Genomic DNA, 15,021 nt, shown 5'->3' with positions numbered 1-15,021 from the left:
GCCCGGCGTTCCTCCACGGCTCCCCGTCGGCCCTGCCCGGCCCGGCTCTGCACGCGTCGTCGCTTTCGCGTCCGACCGGACGGGCCCCGATCGCCTCGGTGGAGCCCCCGTGGCCCGCGGATCGTGGCCGCCCCCGTGCAAGACCGGCACGCACGCGTCAGACCCGGCCGGGGCTCGGGGCCCTTCGTCGAGCCGGGTGCCGGACGGGTCGCCCGGCACCCGGAGGGACATCAGCGGCCGCCGTGGTCCCCGGAGTCCTCGTCACCGTCGTCGGAGCCCTCGTCCTCGGCGTCCGCGCCGCCGCCCTCGCCCAGCATCGTGTTCATCCGCTCGATCTCGGCGTGCTGGGCGTCGAAGATGTTCTGGGCCAGGCCCTGGGCCTCGGGGTTGACGCCCTCCTCGATCTCGGTCTCGGCCATGGTGATCGCACCCTCGTGGTGCAGGATCATCATCTCCAGGAAGTGGGTGTCGAACTCGTCGCCCTCGGCCGCCTCCAGCCCGGTCATCTCCTCGTCCGCCATCATGCCGGGCATGTCACCGTGGGTGCCCTCCATCCCCTCCATGTCCTCCATCGGCGGCTCGCCCCAGGACTCCAGGAGGCCGGTCATCTGCTCGATCTCGGGCCCCTGGGCCGCGGCGATCTCCTCGGCCAGGTCGCGGACCTCGTCCCCGGCCCGCGACTCGGCCATCTCGGCCATCTCCACGGCCTGTTCGTGGTGCGGGATCATCTGGCGGGCGAAGGCGACGTCGGCGTCGTTGAACTCGGCCGTGGCCCCCTCGGACTCGGCGGTGTCGGGCGCGGCCGCGTCCTCCGCCGTGCCGCAGGCGGTGAGGACCAGGACGGTGGCCGCCGCGGCGGCCGCGGGCATCAGGGCGCGCTGAAGAAAGGTCATGTCGTACGTCTCCGTGTGTGGTCACTGCGCCGCGCTCCGTGCGCGCGGCAGGGGTCTCGGGTGTGGGGCACCGGTGCCGTGGCGCGGAACCCCCGGGGCCTTTAGACCCGCAACACCTGCAACAGCGCGAGCGAGGGCGCGGGCGGGAGGAAGGCGCGGCTCCGCGAGGGGCCGCGCGGCACGCGCGCGGTGGGCGACGGGGTACCGGGCCAGGGGAAGAACGCCGCCGGGGCGACGCCGACCAGGGCCACGCCCAGGGCCACGATCGCCAGGCACACCGTCACGGGATCGATGTCGGGCGGGTCGCCGACCGGATGGTCCGCCGTCGAGACGGCGGCCGTGACCGCGTGACCGCCGTCGTGGCCACCCGGCTGGTCATGGCCCAGCGTGTGCATGGCACCCACGCCCAGCAACAGGGCCGCGCACAGCAGCAGACGCGCCCAGGCCGGGGCCGGGCGCGTGCGGGCGGGGCACGGCGCTGTCGACGACATGGCGACAGCCTAGTACGCCTCGAACACGGACCGTGTCCGACCCCGCGTTCTCGGCCACGACCGGGCGCGTCTCAGGGAGCGCACTGGGGGCACACTCCGGACAGCTCGAAGGAGTAGTCCAACGAGCCGAACCCGCTGGTGCCGCCGATCCGCTCCACCAGGGGCGGGAGCTCCGCCATCTCGGGGACCTCCTCCACCTCGCCGCAGATCCGGCACAGCAGGTGGTGGTGCTGCGAGGTGCTGCCGCACAGGCGGTACAGGCGCTCGCCGTCGGCGGAGTGGACGGTGTCCAGGACGCCCTCGGAGGCCAGGCGGCGCAGGGTGCGGTAGATGGTGGACAGGCTCGGCGGCCGCTCCTGGGTGCGGGGCGTGGCGATGACGGCGTGGACCTCCTGCGCCCCGCGGAACCGGGGATCGCGCCCCCCCACCCGCAGGACCGCGTGGTCGTAACGGCCCATCAGACCCGGGCGCCCGCGCCGTGCCGGAGGAGGGACAGGCCGGCCCCGTGCACCTCGTAGGTCACGCTCCAGCGCACGCCCTCCGGCCCCGTGGGCTCGGCGGCGCCGCCCGCACCGGCGTCGATGAACTCGGCCGAGCCGGCGCAGTCGTCGTGGAATGCGGGCATGGGCAGTCCCTTCCTGGGGGGAGTTCGATGAGAATGATTATCGTGATCGTATCGCCTCCGGGCCACGGCCCCAACCCCTCGGCGCGCCGGGTTAGGCCCCTCGGGGCGGCTGGGCAGACTGTCGGCATGAGCCACAGCGAACTGACCGGGCACTGGGACGGTCCGTGGTACCGGGTGCACGGGGACGGCTTCACCGCCCTGTTCCTGCCCGACCCCGACGAGGACCTGACGCTCGTCGACAACGTCGACGTCGTGGTCGAGCTGGGGGACGGGACCCGCTGGTCCGGGACCCTGTTCACGCTCGCCGAGGTCGAGCGGCTGATGGCCGAGAACGCCGAGACCGGGGAGAATCTGGAGGGGCGCTACTTCGGGTGCGTCGACACCCTCATCGTCCGCGACCCCGGGGTGGGCGACATGACGCGGGTCCTGGCGGGGCTGATCGACTCCGGCGACCTCACCCGCGTGCTGCACCGGGCCGACACCGAGGACCTGGACGACGCACCCGACGCCGCCCGGTGACCCGCCTCAGCCCGACGCACGCTCCGCACGCCGCGGGGTGACCGCATCGGCGCCCGGGTCCGCCGCCGGGCCGGCGCCGCCGTCGGCGCCCCACTCGGCCGCCTGCGCGGTGAGGGCGCCGGCACAGGCTCGTACGGCCGGGGTCTCGGCGTCCACCCGCCACACCGCCCGGATCGTCCGGCGCACGGGCGGGTCCAGAGGCCGGAACACGACGCCCTCGGGCGCCGGCCGCCGCCCCAGGTCGGGCACGAGCGCCACCGCCACCCCGGCCGCCACCAGCGCCAGCTGGGTGGGCAGCTCCTTGAGTGCGTACCGCACGCGGGGCTCCACGCCGCGGCCGCGCAGGGCCTGGAGCGTCGCCTCGTAGGGCTCGGTCCCGGGCGGGCAGCTGGCCCAGGACTCCTGCCCCAGTTCCGCCGGGTCGACCCGGGCCCGCCCTGACAACCGGTGTCCGGCGGGCAGGGCGACGCTGACCGGCTCGTCGACGAGGGGGACCGTGGCCACGCCCGACGGGAACGCCAACGGACGGCTCGACCAGCTCTCGACCAGGAGCAGGTCCAGATCCCCGTTCAACAGGGCGGGCATGAGTTCGACGACCTCGCCGTCGCACACGGTGGCCTCGAGCCGGGGGTGGGCGGCCGAGAGGGCGGCCAGCGGCCCCGGCAGCAGGGCACGGATCGCACTGCCGACGCCGCCCAGGCGCAGCGGGCCCAGCACCTGGCCGCTCAGCTCGGCCAGGTCGCCGCGGGCCTCGGCGAGCTGGGCGAGGACACGGGTGGCGTGCCCGGCCAGGACCCGCCCTGCGTGGGTGAGGCGCACGGTGCGTCCGTACGGCTCCAGCAGGGGCTGGCCCGCCTCGCGTTCGAGCTTGGCGAGCTGCTGGGAGAGCCCGGAGGGCGTGACGTGCCGGGCGCGTGCCGCGTCGGCGATGGTGCCGTGCTCGGCCACCGCCGCCAGAGCGCTCAATCGTTCGGTGTTGAACACATCAGCAATACTACCGAGAAACGTCCACGAATCATCGCTTTTGTTTTCGGGTCGAAGGCGCCAGAGTGAGCGTCATGAGCAAGCAGTCCGTTTCCGGCGCCGACTCCCGGCTCGCGCGGGTCGATCCCCTCCTGCTCGCCCTGGCGGGTGCCGCGTGCACCTCGCTGTCGGGTGTGCTGGTCAAGGCCTCGGGGGCCAACGCCGGGACCGCGGCGTTCCTGCGGTGCGCGCTGGCGCTGACGCTGCTGGTGCCGATGTCGGTGGCCGAGCTCCGGCGGATCGGGTGGCGGCCGCGGCGCCTGGTGCTCATCGACACCGCCGCGGGGCTGCTGCTGGGCGTGGACTACGTGCTGTGGACGGCGAGCATCGGAGAGGTCGGCGCGGGCATCGCGACCGTGCTGCTCAACGCACAGCTGGTGGTCTTCCCCGTGCTGGCCCGGATGTTCACTGGCACGCCGATCCGACGCTCCTTCCTGATGGCCGCGCCGGTCATGCTGGCCGGGGTGGCCCTGTCCGCCGGAATCACGGGCCCTTCGACCGCCGAGGGCGACCCGTTTCTGGGCCTGGCCTACGGTTGCGCGGCGGGCGCGGCCTACGCGGGCTACCTGTTCCTGTCCCGCCTGGGCGGTGGCAGCGGGCACACCGCCACCCCGGTGTGCGTGGCGACCCTGGCCGGTGCGCTGTCCGCGGGCGCGCTGGGCGCGTGGTGGAGCGGGATCGACCTGGCCTCGCTCGACCCGCGGGCCTGGGGCTGGCTGGCGCTGCTGGCACTGACCGGCCAGGTGCTGACCTGGATCCTGGTGGGGGCGGCCCTGCCCCGCCTGGCGCCCAGTTCGGCGGCGGCGGTGCTGGTGCTGCCGCCCGTGCTCGCGGTCGGCGCGGGCGCTCTGCTGCTGGGCGAGCGCGCCACACCGGTCCAGCTCGCCGGGTGCGCCCTGGTCCTGCTGGCGGTGTGGGCGTCCGAGCGCGCGGCCCGTGCCGCGACGCACACCGCGAGACGCACTTAGGCTAGGCTTACCTCATTTAATGCCCCCGTCGAGGTCCCCGTCGAGGTCCCCACCGAGGAATGAGGTCCCCTTGCGCATCCGGCAGCCCGAACACCGCACCATGGTGCGCACCCGTGTGGTGCGCACCGAGCGGACGAGCCCGCACTTCGTCACCGTCACGCTCGGCGGCGAAGAACTCGCCGGCTTCCCCTTCCTCGGTTTCGACCAGTGCGTCAAGGTCTTCCTCCCCCGCCCCGGCCAGGAGACCCTGCGCATGCCCACGGCCTCGCACAACGGGTGGATCGCCCAGTACTACCTGATGCCCGCCGCCGAGCGCCCCGTCGTGCGCAACTACACCGCGCGGCGCTTCGACCCCGCCCGCCTGGAACTGGACATCGAGTTCGTCGCCCACGGCGACGGCGGCCCGGCCTCGGCCTGGGCGCCCGAGGCCCAGCCGGGGGACGAGGTCGGCGTGTTCCCGGAGGGGTACTACTACCTGCCGCCCGAGGGCACCGACTCCCAACTGCTGGTGGGCGACGAGAGCGCGGTCCCGGCCCTGCTGTCGATCATCGAACAGGCACCCGGGGACCTGAGCGCCGACGCCTACCTGGAGGTTCCCTCCGCCGACGACATCCGCGACGTGAAGGCGCCCGAGAGCGTCCGTGTGCACTGGCTCCCCCGCCAGGACGAGGACGCCCTGCCGGGCCGGCTGGCGCTGGAGACCGCGCGCTCGGCCGAGCCGCCCGGGGGCACGCCCTACTGCTTCGTCGCCGGGGAGAGGACCCTGCCGACCGGCCTGCGGCGCAGCCTGGTCCGCGAGCGCGGCGTGCCCAAGGCGCACATCACCTTCGTCGGGTACTGGCGCCGCGGGGTCGCCACGCTCACGTAGCTCGGGCCGTCACGCCCCGCACGTGGTGCCGACCGCGCTCGACCAGGGTGAACCCCGCCCTCAGGTAGGCGGCGGCGGGCGCCGGGTACTCGTCCATGGGGCGGGAGTTGATGAAGACCTCGCGCCCGCCGCGGCGCGCCACCTCCACACACGCGTGCCGGGCCAGCGCGGCGGCCAGGCCACGCCGCCGGTGCGCGGGGACCACGCCCACGGGTTCGAGTTCGGCGCAGCCGCCGCGCGCGTCCCACCACACGGTGGCGCAGGCCGCCAGTGACCCGTCGGGCGCCTCCACCACCAGGTCCAGGTCCGGGTCGAAGAGCAGCGCGCGGCGCAGGCGTGCCAGGTGCGCGGGGGTGAAGCCGCTGGTGGCCGCCGGGTCGACGCGGTCGCGCACGTGCGCGGCCCACGGCATGTCGGCGGGCCGCCAGGCCGCCCGGTGCACGGCGACCCGGGCCGCGTCCTCCCCCGCGCGCACGGGTCGCACCCGATAGCCCTCCGGCCACACCGGGCCGTCCCCGGCCGCGTCCCGGACCATCCCCGTCACGGGATCGGCCGAGTCGGGCACGAACCCGGCCTCGGCCACGAGCGCGCCGAGGGCGGGGTCGCCGTGCGCCACGGGAATCCGCAGGTCCCGCTCCCCCGCCGTGCGCAGGGCCCACGCCAGGAGGCGGCGTCCCGCGGCGGCGTCGGCCGACACGCCCCGCACCTGGATCTCGCCGCGCGCGACCCCGGCCCAGCCCACGATCCGGCGCCCGCGTACGGCCACGACCGCGCGGCGGGGCAGCTGGTCGGTGGCGGCCTCCCAGCCGAGCCCGCCCGGGTGCGGCCCCGAGGGCCACAGATCCCGGGCCAGGCGCTGCGCGCCGAGCGTGTCCCGGCGCCGCCAGGCGCGCAGTCTGAGCATCGGGGGCCTCTCGTGGGGACACGGCGTCCCGACGACGCCGTGGGACCGGGTGCGGTGGGACGCCACGTCATGGCGGACCGAGCGCACCCTAGCCGGTCACCACCGCCGGGACCACACGGCCGCCACGCCTGCGAAGCGGGAGCGAAGTGGAACCGAAGCCCGCGCGAAGCGGTGCCTGCCACCGTGTGGCCGGTACCCGCCCGCAGGCGGGTGCCGTACCCGAGGACGGAAGAGTTCCCATGTTGAAGAAGTTCCGGTCGGCCGCCCTCCTGGCGGCCGCCGTCACCCTCGGCTCCCTGGCGGCCGCGTCGCCGGCGTCGGCGGCGGCCCCCGTGGCGAGCTACAACGGCGCGTGCGGTAGCGGCTACTCCGTCGTCAACCACGCGAACATCGGCTCCAAGGGCACGGTCTTCCTGACCTACAACTCCAACGGCTACAACTGCGCCGTGACCGTGCGGGCCAACCCGGGCCCGGCCGTCGACATGACCGTCGGCCTCAAGCGCTCCAGCGACTCCCCCAGCCAGGCCAAGCAGGACGGCGGCGACTACACGACCTACGCCGGCCCCGTCTACCGCTACGCGCCCAGCCACTGCGTGGACTGGTTCGGCAACATCAGCGGCACCAACGCGCACAGGACCGCCACGAACTGCTCCTGACCCCACCGCACCGCGCCGCCACAGGCGGCGCACCGACGTTCGACTGGAGTGCCATGAGGAACCTGCTCAGGAAGGCCGCCGCCCTGGCCGCGGCCGCGGCCATCGCCGGCACGGGCCTGCTGGCGACCGCGGCCCCCGCCGCCGCGGCCACCTACAACGGGGCCTGCGGCTCCGGCTACGGCGTGGTCAACAAGATCGAGTTGCCCAACGACCGGGGCACCACCTTCCTCACCTACAACGGGTCCACCGGCTACAACTGCGTGGTCACCGTGCGCACGAACCCCGGTACGGCCACGTTCATGGAGGCGTTCATCCGCACCACGGGCTCGTCTTCCTGGAAGAAGGACAGCGGCGACTACACGACCTACGCCGGTCCGGTCTACCTCAGCGCGGCCGGCCGCTGCGTCGACTGGGGCGGCACCATCGGCACGGCCACGCTGTCGGAGAAGGGCACCAACTGCGGCTGACCGGCCGGCCACGCTCCACCCCCGCCCAACGCCCCGACCCATGATCGGAACGTGACATGAAGAAGCTCACCAAGAAGACCGCCGCCGTCGCCATGGCCACCGCCTTCGCCGTCAGCGGCGTGCTCGTCAGCGCCTCCCCCGCCGCCGCGGCCACCTACGGCGGCGAGTGCGGCAGCGGCTACAAGGTCGTCAACCAGGACAACGTCGGCAACAAGGGCACGGTCTACCTGACCTACAACAGCTCGACCGGCAAGAACTGCGTGGTGACCAAGCGCAACAGCCCCGGCTCGCGCGTGATCATCGAGGCCGGCCTGTCGATCAGCCCCGCGGGGACCCACTGGGCCGCCTACGAGGGCGACTACTTCACCTCCTACGCCGGTCCGGTCTACCTCAACGCGGCCGGCAAGTGCGTCGACTGGATGGGCCGGATCAGCGGAACGGAGGGCGGCGACCGCGGCACCAACTGCGGCTGACCGTCCACGGGCGGCACCGGGCCCCGGACGGGGCCCGGTGCCGCCCGGCCGTCCCGGGTGTTCCGATGCCTGGCACACCGTGTTTTGGACCTTCGGTGAAAAAGACGGTGAAAACGTCCGAATCGCAACGTGCCTGGTCAACTCAGGGCGATATCGGACACGTGCACGGCCCCCGTCCTCCAGGTGGACTCCGCACCGAAGCCTCCCGTAAGCTCCGCGACGCTACGCGATGAACTGCGCATCGTGCGTGAGGGGGCCCAGGGGTGTTGGACGATCTGTCGGGAATTCGGTACAGACTGCTCGGTACTGTCGAAGTCCAGGTCGACGGTCGCAGGATCCTCACCGGCGGGCCCAAGCGGCGGACGGTCCTGGCGGCGCTCCTCCTCCAGCCCAACACCGTGGTCACCGACGAACGGCTCATCGACCTCGTCTGGGGCCGGCGCCCGCCGCGCGGTGCCCGTCCCCAGCTCCAGGGCCATGTCCACGGCCTGCGCAAGGCGCTGGGCGCCGACACCATCCAGAGGGCCGCCTGCGGCTACCGCGCGGTGGTCCCCGAAGGCGCCACGGACCTGGACGCCTTCGAGCGGAGCCTGGTGCGGGCCGCGGCCGACCGCGCCGCCGGACGTCTGGACGAGGCCGCCCGCACGCTGCGCCACGGCCTGGCGTTGTGGACGGGCCCGGCACTGGGCGGAGTCACCCCGACCCTGGCCGAGCACGCCCGCCCCGCCCTGGAGGAGTCCCGTCTTCGGGCCCTGGAGGAGCTGTACGGGGTCGAGGTGCGGCGCGGCCGCGCCGCGTCGGCCGTGGCCGGTCTCCGGGCGCTGTGCGCGGACCACCCCACCAGGGAGAGCCTCACCGGGCTGCTGATGACCGCCCTGCACCACAGCGGGCGCACCGGCGAGGCGCTGGAGGCCTACGCGGCGCTGAGCGCGGTCCTGGCCGAGGAACTGGGCACCGATCCCGGCGCGGAACTGCGGCGCCTGCACCTGGACCTGTTGCACGCGGACGAGCCGGGGAGCGGGAGAGGCGACGCCTTGCCGCCGGCGGGGCGCACCCGGGTGCGCCCGGCCGAACTCCCCCTCGCCGTCGGCGGTCTGGTGGGGCGCGTCGAGGAACTGGGCGTGCTCGACCAGGGGCTGGACGCCGACCGCGCGGCCGACCGCTCCACGACGATCTTCGTGCTCACCGGGGTCGCGGGCGTCGGCAAGACCGCCCTGGCCCTGCAGTGGGGCACGGCGGTACGCGACCGCTTCCACGACGGCCAGTTGTACGTCGACCTGCACGGGTCCACCCCCGGACGCGAGCCGACCCCCATCGACGACGCCCTGCGCCAGCTCCTGCGCAGCCTGGGCGTGGAACCGCGCGACCTGCCGTCGGATTCCTGCGAGCTGGCCAAGCTGTTCCGCTCGGTCACCGCCGACCAGTGCCTGCTGTTCCTGCTCGACGACGCGGCCTCGGTGGAGCAGGTCGCCCCGCTGCTGGCCGGCGGGCGCGGGAGCGCCGTACTGGTGACCAGCCGCAACGACCTGACCGGTCTGGTGGCGTTCTTCGGAGCGCGTCCCGTGCGGCTGGAGGTGCTCTCCCGCGAGTCCGCGATGGAGCTGTTCGCCGCCGTGGCCGGCGTACCGGCCGTGGAGGCGGCGGCGGTCGCCGGGATCGTGGAGGAGTGCGGCTACCTGCCGTTGTCCGTGCGGCTGGCGGCGGCCACGCTGACCGTCCGCGCGCTCTGCTCGGACCGCGTGCGCCGCGCCGGGCTCTCCGGTGCCGCCGGCGGCCCGAAGCCGCCGGCCCCGGACGCCGCCGTGTGCTGAACCCGCCCTCCGGGGCCCTGCCGTGAGCGGAGACGCCGGCGACGCGCGGCCCGGAGGACCGGGGTCGGGCCCGCCGCCCGGCCCCCGGTGCCGGGGCCGGGCGCGGGAGGCACACCACCGGTCGGACGGCCCCGGCCCGCGCCCCGGGGACCGCGGCCTCAGCCGTGGGCGGCCGACCGGTCGTCGGCGTACACGCCCTGGGCCGGGGGCTTGGCCCGCCCCCACTCCATGCGCGACCACGGCGGAGCCAGGTCGGCGAGGTCGTGGACGGCGGTGGGCGCCAGGTCCTCGACCGCCTCGGCCTCGGTGTGGCGGGCGAAGACCGGATCGACGTAGCGGTGGCCGGTGTCGGCGGCCACGAACACCACCCGGCGCCCGGCGTCGCGCAGCCGCTCCCACCGGGCGATGAGGTAGGCGGCTCCGGTGGACAGGCCCGCGAACACCGCGTGGCGGCGCAGCAGGTCGACGCTCCCGGCCAGCGCGGGTGCGAATCCGGTCCAGTGGACGGTGTCGTACAGGGTGTGGTCGACGTTGCCGAAGGGGATGGAGCTGCCGATGCCGGCGATGATCATGCCGCGGTCCTCGACCTCGTCGCTGCCGAAGGTGACGCTGCCGAAGGGCTGGACGCCCACCAGCCGGGTGCCGGGGTCGCGTGCGCGCAGGTAGGTCGCCAGTGCCCCGGTGGAGGCCCCCGAGCCCACGCCTCCCACGACGGTGAGGGGCCCGGCGCCGATCTCGGCGGCCACGCGGTCGGCGACCTCGCGGTAGCCCAGATAGTGGATGGAATCGTGGTACTGGCGCATCCAGTGGTAGTCGGGGTGGTCGGCCAGCACCTCCCGGACCCGGGCCACGCGTCTGCTCTGGTCCAAGCGCAGGTCGTCCGAGGGCGGCATCTGTTCCAGGGTCGCGCCGAGGACGTCGAGTTGGACGCGGGTCACGTGGTCGATGGTCGTGGAACCGATGATGTGGCAGCGCAGCCCGTAGCGGTGGCAGGCCAGGGCGAGGCCGTAGGCGTAGATACCGCTGGAGCTGTCCATCAGGGTGTCGCCGGGGCGGACGGCGCCGGTGTCGAGCAGGTGGCGGACGGCCGCCAGCGCGGACACCACCTTCATCGACTCGAATCGCAGGCACACCAGGCCCTCGCCCAGGTCGATCAGGTCAGGTCGGCCGAGTGCGTCGCATACGTGGTGGTCCAAGTTCGTTCTCCGTCGGTCCTGGAGGGGGTGGAGAAGACCCGGGTGGGCACAAGCCCTTCGCTCCGCAGTCGGCAGACGGCGGTGTCGATCCGGGCGCTCAGATCGGGAACGGTGGCGTCGAACAGCACACCGGCGACGTTGCCGCTGTGCGCGACCTGGATGCCGACCGCCTCGCAGTGGCGGGCGACGCCCCTGATCTTCCCCAACTCCTCCTTCGGTAGAACCCGTTGGTTGAGAATGGCGCTCTCGGTGCTCACCCGGCCGACCTCCGCCGCGTCGCCGTCGGCCACGGCCGCGCGCAGGGCTGCGCGCAGCCGTTCGTAGACGGCGGCGTCCCGGCTCCGCACGGTGCCGGGCAGGCGCATGGTGTCGACGGGGCGGCCGTGGCCGGTCAGGCAGCCGACCACGGCGAGCTCGGGCAGGGCCGCCCCCAGTTCCTCCAGGACGCGCCCCTCGCGCTGGGCGAACAGCACGGGGCGCTCGCCCAGCATGACGGGGTCGGAGGCGCCCTCGGCCGCCACGGCCGTGCGCGCCACCGAGGCCGGGCGCAGCAGCGCCCCGTAGGCGTCGGCCACCGCGCGGATGGCGGCGGTGACGTCGCTGGTGGAGGAACCCAGCCCCAGGCCGGCGGGAAGGCCGCCGGTGAGGCGCAGGTTCCCGCCGGTGGCGGCCCGGCCCGTGGCGCGGGCGCACTCGGCCACGGCCAGGGCCGCGGCGCGGACCGCCTTGTCCCGGCCCGGCGGGTCGACCGCGATGCGGTGCGGTCCGGTGCCGGGCAGGGGGGTGAACTCCGCGCGGGTGAGGGGGTCGGCCATCGGCAGCGTGACCAGGCCCCGGACGGGGTGGCCGTGGTCGTCGAGGAAGACGCCCTGCAGGAGTTCGCCGTGGTGGCAGGTGGCCTGCCCCAGGCCGGTCGTCACTGGTCGTTCTCCGTCCGGTACCGGTAGAGGGCGGTGGGGTCCGCGCTGAACTGGGAGAAGGGGAAGGGCTCGGCGGAGACGGCGGTGACGCCGTGCCCGAGGAAGGCGCGGGCGACGGCGCTGCCGCTCTGCGCGTAGACGACCAGGGGCAGGCCGCGCTCGCGGCAGCGGGCGAGGATGTGGTCGAAGCTGCCGTTGCCCAGGGTCATGCCGGTGGCCACGACGGCGTCGGCGGTGTCCAGGACCTCGTCCATGTCGGTGGTGACGGTGTCGCCCCACTGGGTGGTGCGCAGGTTGAGGTCGCAGGGCAGGCACTCGCCGCCGCGTTCGCGGATGGCGGCCACGAGCGGGTTGACGACGCCGATGAGGGCGACCTTGCGGCCGTCGGGCTCGGGCAGGAGTCCGGCGATGGCGGCGTCACGGGCCAGGGCGCGTTCCAGGGGCGTGCCCAGGGGCAGGGTGACCGCTTCGGCGCGGGGGTCGAGGGCGTGCGGCTCGGCCTGGGCGAGGTAGGCGTCCAGGGCGGCCACGCGCAGGGGCGCGGGCAGGGCCTCGTCGCCGTCGCGCAGGAGGTCGGCGAGGGGGCGTCCGGAGAGGTCGGCGCACACCGACGGGTCGATCTGCCCGGCCTCGAAGGCACAGGCCCCGAAGGCGCGGCCGACCCGGACCAGGACGTACTGGTTGAGGTAGGTGACGTCGCCTCCGGGCAGGCGGGTGCCGTGGTGGACCCAGAAGACGCTGGTGGCCGCGGGCAGGTCGGGGGTGGCGAGCACGGACGCGAAGAGGGAGTCGAGGTTCCTCACCGGGCGTCCTCCCGGGTGAAGCGGAACAGGTAGGTCAGGACGCCGTCCTCCCAGTCGTGGAGGTGGTGGACGTGGGGGGTGAACCCGGTGTCCAGGGCGTGTCCGACGATGTGGGGCAGGTCGGCGGTGTTGGAGGCGACGAAGTAGACCGCTCCGCCGGGCGCCAGGAGGCCGCGCTCGGCGATCTGGGTGAAGAAGGCGTCGATGACGGGGGTGCCCGCGCAGACGTTGCGGACGATGTCGGGGTCGTCGCTGACGGTCTGGCTCACCGCGGGCGGGTTGAAGGTGACGACGTCGGCCCGGACGCCGTCGGGGAAGCCGTCGAAGACGTCGGCGACCACCGGGGTGAACGCGGTCGGGGTGTCCGCGGTGCCCGCCGCGCCGTCGACGATGCGGCGGTAGTTGTCCTCGGTGGCGCGGACGCTGGCGGGATGGACGTCGACGGCGTGGACGGTGCTCGCTCCGCGGAGTCCGGCCACGGCCGCCTCGACGCCCAGTCCCGATCCCATGGCGACGTAGTGGCGCCCGCGTACGTCGATGTCGTCGTCCAGGAGGCGCTGGTGGATCATGCGGCTGGTGGCGCCGGGGAGGAACACGCCGGGGGGAACGTCGAACTCCCACCCGTTCCAGTCGTAGCGTCGGTGCGTGTGCAGGTCGGCCTTGGGCTGGTTGAGGGCGATGATCCGCTCGGCGGGGAGCGGAAGCGGGAGTCGTGCGATCAGGGAGCGATCCACGCGTGTCCTTTCGAGGATGGGGTGGTTCGGCTGGCGCGGGCGGGCGGGAGCGGGGGTGCGTGACCCGGGCCGGACATGCGTGCTCTTCCCTCTCGAACGACTGGCCATGCAACGGTCGGACCGCGGTCACCGAGCCCTCACTCGCGGCCACTATAGGGGCAATGAAAATCGTTGTCACTTTGAGCCTCCGCCAGATGGCGACCGAGTGAGACCATTCCGAAACGCAGAGTCATGGACGGAGCTCGCGGAGGAGGCGGGGCCGACCGTCGCGCCAACTCGTCAGTGATAATCGTTTTCATTAGGGTGGGGTGACCACCCGTACACGCACAGAGATGAGAGACGACTCGTGCCTTCGCCGACGCCGCCGAACGCGACCAGGCTCCGGCCCCCGCTGCTGCGCCACCCCCGGTTCGTCCGGCTGTGGTGCGCGACCACCGCCTCCGGGCTCGCGACCTGGGCCATGCCCTTCATCCTAGGTCTCGCCGTCCTGGAGGGAACGCTCACCGCCGTCCACCTCGGCCTGGTCCTGGCCGCCCGCACCGCCGGCTTCCTCGTCGCCGTCCCGCTCGGCGGGCTCCTCGCCGACCGCCACTCGCGCCGCGCGGTCGTGCTGTGGTCCGGCCTGATCGCCGCCGCCGCGACCCCGGTCATGGTCGCCGGCCTGAGCACGCCGCCCGTGCTCATGGCCGCCGCGGCCCTGGTCGTGGGCGCGGGCCAGGGCGCCTGCCGCCCCGCCTTCCAGGCCCTGACCGCCGAGGTCGTCGACCCCGACGACCGTCAGCGGGCCAACGCCGCCATCACCTTCTCCGTGCGCGTGACCACTCTGCTGGCCCCGGGTCTGACCGCCCTGCTGTCCACGGTGCTGGGCACCGCCCCCCTGCTCCTGGTCACGGCGCTGTTCTGGCTCGCCGCCGCGCTCCTACCGGGTCCGGGCTCGCACACCGCGGCGGCGCGCACCGCGCGCGCCCCCTTCCACACCGAGTTCCTCGAAGGGCTGGCCGAGGCGCGCCGCCACCCCTGGTTCCTGGCCGGGCTGGGCGCGCTCACCGTCGTCATCGCCGCGGGCTACTCCTCCACCAGCGTCCTGCTGCCCCTGGCCAGCCGAGACCACTACGGAACCGAGGCCGTCCTGGCGGGCGCCCTGACCGCCTACACCGCCGGGGCGCTGTTCGGCGCCGTCATCGTGGCCCGCTGGACCCCGCGCCACCAGGGCTGGGCCGCGCTGGCCGGGCTCGCCCTGTACGGACTGGCACCGCTCAGCCTCGTCCTGCCCGTGGGCCCGGTCGTGGTGTTCGCCGCCTACGCGGTGGTGGGCGTGGGGGTGGAGCTGTTCAACGTCCCGTGGTTCACCGCCGCCCAACGCGAAGTGGAGCCGGGCAAGCTCGCGCGCGTGTCCTCGCTGGACTTCCTCTTCTCCTACGGGTTCGCGCCCGTGGGCCTGGCGCTGATCGCCCCGGCCGCGCAGGCGTTCGGCACCGACGCGGTCCTGGTGGCCTGCGCCCTGCTGTGCTTCGCCGCCCCGGCTCTGGCCGCCCTGGCCCCGGGGGCGCGGGGCTTCACGGTCGGCCGCACCGCCCGGACCCGTTCGTTCGTCCGGTCCTGAGCCCCGGCCTCCGTCACCGCGTGCACGCGCGGCCGGCCCGGGCCCGCCCCCGGAGAGGGGTGGGGCC

At 74.3% G+C, this 15,021-nt stretch carries 18 protein-coding genes; 8 read left to right on the top strand and 10 right to left on the bottom strand.

The genetic code is table 11. The features are described 5' to 3' along the window. Positions 1-230: 230 nt before the first annotated feature. The 4 genes from M1P99_RS23340 to M1P99_RS23325 form a co-directional block, all read right to left on the bottom strand. Entirely contained in the window at positions 231-893 is a 663-nt protein-coding gene (locus M1P99_RS23340; RefSeq protein WP_304454719.1) for a DUF305 domain-containing protein, read from the bottom strand. 101 nt (positions 894-994) lie between these two features. After that, positions 995-1,384: a hypothetical protein gene (locus M1P99_RS23335; protein WP_304454718.1), complete on the bottom strand. Its 390-nt coding sequence runs from the start codon at positions 1,382-1,384 to the stop codon at positions 995-997. A gap of 71 nt (positions 1,385-1,455) precedes the next feature. Further along, entirely contained in the window at positions 1,456-1,842 is a 387-nt protein-coding gene (locus M1P99_RS23330; RefSeq protein WP_304454717.1) for a Fur family transcriptional regulator, read from the bottom strand. Next, the gene (locus tag M1P99_RS23325; RefSeq protein WP_304454716.1) at positions 1,842-2,009 is read right to left on the bottom strand and encodes a hypothetical protein; all 168 of its coding nucleotides are present in this window, start codon (positions 2,007-2,009) and stop codon (positions 1,842-1,844) included. Before M1P99_RS23325 ends, M1P99_RS23330 begins: the two co-directional genes overlap by 1 nt. 126 nt (positions 2,010-2,135) lie before the next feature. On the opposite strand from M1P99_RS23325, the gene M1P99_RS23320 reads away from it, so the two are divergent. Beyond that, a complete protein-coding gene (locus M1P99_RS23320; protein ID WP_304454715.1) occupies positions 2,136-2,528 on the top strand; it encodes a hypothetical protein in 393 nt (130 codons plus the stop codon). Positions 2,529-2,534: 6 nt separating this feature from the next. Here M1P99_RS23320 and M1P99_RS23315 read toward each other — a convergent pair whose 3' ends face one another. Beyond that, positions 2,535-3,512 carry a LysR family transcriptional regulator gene (locus M1P99_RS23315; RefSeq protein WP_304454714.1) on the bottom strand — a complete coding sequence of 326 codons (978 nt, stop codon included), beginning with the start codon at positions 3,510-3,512 and terminating at the stop codon, positions 2,535-2,537. 74 nt (positions 3,513-3,586) lie between these two features. On the opposite strand from M1P99_RS23315, the gene M1P99_RS23310 reads away from it, so the two are divergent. Together M1P99_RS23310 and M1P99_RS23305 are read left to right on the top strand one after the other, a co-directional pair. After that, positions 3,587-4,519, top strand: a complete 933-nt coding sequence (locus tag M1P99_RS23310) for a DMT family transporter (RefSeq protein ID WP_304454713.1) — start codon at positions 3,587-3,589, stop codon at positions 4,517-4,519. A 100-nt stretch (positions 4,520-4,619) separates the two neighbouring features. Then, positions 4,620-5,387 carry a siderophore-interacting protein gene (locus tag M1P99_RS23305; RefSeq protein WP_304455809.1) on the top strand — a complete coding sequence of 256 codons (768 nt, stop codon included), beginning with the start codon at positions 4,620-4,622 and terminating at the stop codon, positions 5,385-5,387. Here the strand turns inward: M1P99_RS23305 and M1P99_RS23300 are convergent. Beyond that, positions 5,380-6,291, bottom strand: a complete 912-nt coding sequence (locus tag M1P99_RS23300) for a GNAT family N-acetyltransferase (RefSeq protein ID WP_304454712.1) — start codon at positions 6,289-6,291, stop codon at positions 5,380-5,382. The two genes, M1P99_RS23305 and M1P99_RS23300, sit on opposite strands and share 8 nt — an antisense overlap. Positions 6,292-6,530: 239 nt before the next feature. On the opposite strand from M1P99_RS23300, the gene M1P99_RS23295 reads away from it, so the two are divergent. The 4 genes from M1P99_RS23295 to M1P99_RS23280 all read left to right on the top strand — a co-directional run bounded on the left by M1P99_RS23295 (position 6,531) and on the right by M1P99_RS23280 (position 9,698). Next, on the top strand, positions 6,531-6,947 hold the full coding sequence (locus M1P99_RS23295; protein ID WP_304454711.1) for a spore-associated protein A: 417 nt from the start codon (positions 6,531-6,533) through the stop codon (positions 6,945-6,947). A gap of 53 nt (positions 6,948-7,000) precedes the next feature. After that, positions 7,001-7,414 (top strand): spore-associated protein A, encoded by a 414-nt coding sequence (locus tag M1P99_RS23290; protein ID WP_304454710.1) that lies wholly within the window; start codon positions 7,001-7,003, stop codon positions 7,412-7,414. A 56-nt stretch (positions 7,415-7,470) separates the two neighbouring features. Continuing rightward, complete coding sequence (locus tag M1P99_RS23285; RefSeq protein ID WP_304454709.1) at positions 7,471-7,887, top strand: spore-associated protein A; 417 nt, start codon at positions 7,471-7,473, stop codon at positions 7,885-7,887. Positions 7,888-8,153: 266 nt separating this feature from the next. Then, positions 8,154-9,698, top strand: a complete 1,545-nt coding sequence (locus tag M1P99_RS23280) for an AfsR/SARP family transcriptional regulator (RefSeq protein WP_304454708.1) — start codon at positions 8,154-8,156, stop codon at positions 9,696-9,698. A 158-nt stretch (positions 9,699-9,856) separates the two neighbouring features. Here the strand turns inward: M1P99_RS23280 and M1P99_RS23275 are convergent, their stop codons facing one another. Genes M1P99_RS23275 through M1P99_RS23260 form a run of 4 tightly spaced genes read right to left on the bottom strand, consistent with a single transcriptional unit; the run spans position 9,857 to position 13,351 of the window. Further along, positions 9,857-10,894 carry a pyridoxal-phosphate dependent enzyme gene (locus M1P99_RS23275; RefSeq protein WP_304454707.1) on the bottom strand — a complete coding sequence of 346 codons (1,038 nt, stop codon included), beginning with the start codon at positions 10,892-10,894 and terminating at the stop codon, positions 9,857-9,859. Further along, a complete protein-coding gene (locus M1P99_RS23270; RefSeq protein ID WP_304454706.1) occupies positions 10,852-11,814 on the bottom strand; it encodes a GHMP kinase in 963 nt (320 codons plus the stop codon). The genes M1P99_RS23275 and M1P99_RS23270 overlap by 43 nt, the downstream gene beginning before the upstream one ends. Next, a complete protein-coding gene (locus M1P99_RS23265; protein ID WP_304454705.1) occupies positions 11,811-12,617 on the bottom strand; it encodes a Rossmann-like domain-containing protein in 807 nt (268 codons plus the stop codon). The genes M1P99_RS23270 and M1P99_RS23265 overlap by 4 nt, the downstream gene beginning before the upstream one ends. After that, a complete protein-coding gene (locus M1P99_RS23260) occupies positions 12,614-13,351 on the bottom strand; it encodes a methyltransferase (protein ID WP_304454704.1) in 738 nt (245 codons plus the stop codon). Before M1P99_RS23260 ends, M1P99_RS23265 begins: the two co-directional genes overlap by 4 nt. A 391-nt stretch (positions 13,352-13,742) precedes the next feature. Between M1P99_RS23260 and M1P99_RS23255 the strand changes: the two genes are divergently transcribed. After that, the gene (locus M1P99_RS23255; protein ID WP_304455808.1) at positions 13,743-14,954 is read left to right on the top strand and encodes an MFS transporter; all 1,212 of its coding nucleotides are present in this window, start codon (positions 13,743-13,745) and stop codon (positions 14,952-14,954) included. Positions 14,955-15,021: the final 67 nt, after the last annotated feature.

Source organism: Nocardiopsis sp. YSL2 (assembly GCF_030555055.1).
Lineage (GTDB): Bacteria > Actinomycetota > Actinomycetes > Streptosporangiales > Streptosporangiaceae > Nocardiopsis.
This window is presented reverse-complemented; position numbering and strand designations above follow the sequence as displayed.

What these genes read in the sequence shown, in the direction of transcription:
- M1P99_RS23335 (WP_304454718.1), bottom strand. Translation starts at nt 1,384, where the DNA reads ATGTCGTCGACAGCGCCGTGCCCCGCCCGCACGCGCCCGGCCCCGGCC.
- M1P99_RS23295 (WP_304454711.1), top strand. Translation starts at nt 6,531, where the DNA reads ATGTTGAAGAAGTTCCGGTCGGCCGCCCTCCTGGCGGCCGCCGTCACC.
- M1P99_RS23290 (WP_304454710.1), top strand. Translation starts at nt 7,001, where the DNA reads ATGAGGAACCTGCTCAGGAAGGCCGCCGCCCTGGCCGCGGCCGCGGCC.
- M1P99_RS23305 (WP_304455809.1), top strand. Translation starts at nt 4,620, where the DNA reads ATGGTGCGCACCCGTGTGGTGCGCACCGAGCGGACGAGCCCGCACTTC.
- M1P99_RS23285 (WP_304454709.1), top strand. Translation starts at nt 7,471, where the DNA reads ATGAAGAAGCTCACCAAGAAGACCGCCGCCGTCGCCATGGCCACCGCC.
- M1P99_RS23340 (WP_304454719.1), bottom strand. Translation starts at nt 893, where the DNA reads ATGACCTTTCTTCAGCGCGCCCTGATGCCCGCGGCCGCCGCGGCGGCC.
- M1P99_RS23330 (WP_304454717.1), bottom strand. Translation starts at nt 1,842, where the DNA reads ATGGGCCGTTACGACCACGCGGTCCTGCGGGTGGGGGGGCGCGATCCC.
- M1P99_RS23310 (WP_304454713.1), top strand. Translation starts at nt 3,587, where the DNA reads ATGAGCAAGCAGTCCGTTTCCGGCGCCGACTCCCGGCTCGCGCGGGTC.
- M1P99_RS23320 (WP_304454715.1), top strand. Translation starts at nt 2,136, where the DNA reads ATGAGCCACAGCGAACTGACCGGGCACTGGGACGGTCCGTGGTACCGG.
- M1P99_RS23300 (WP_304454712.1), bottom strand. Translation starts at nt 6,291, where the DNA reads ATGCTCAGACTGCGCGCCTGGCGGCGCCGGGACACGCTCGGCGCGCAG.
- M1P99_RS23325 (WP_304454716.1), bottom strand. Translation starts at nt 2,009, where the DNA reads ATGCCCGCATTCCACGACGACTGCGCCGGCTCGGCCGAGTTCATCGAC.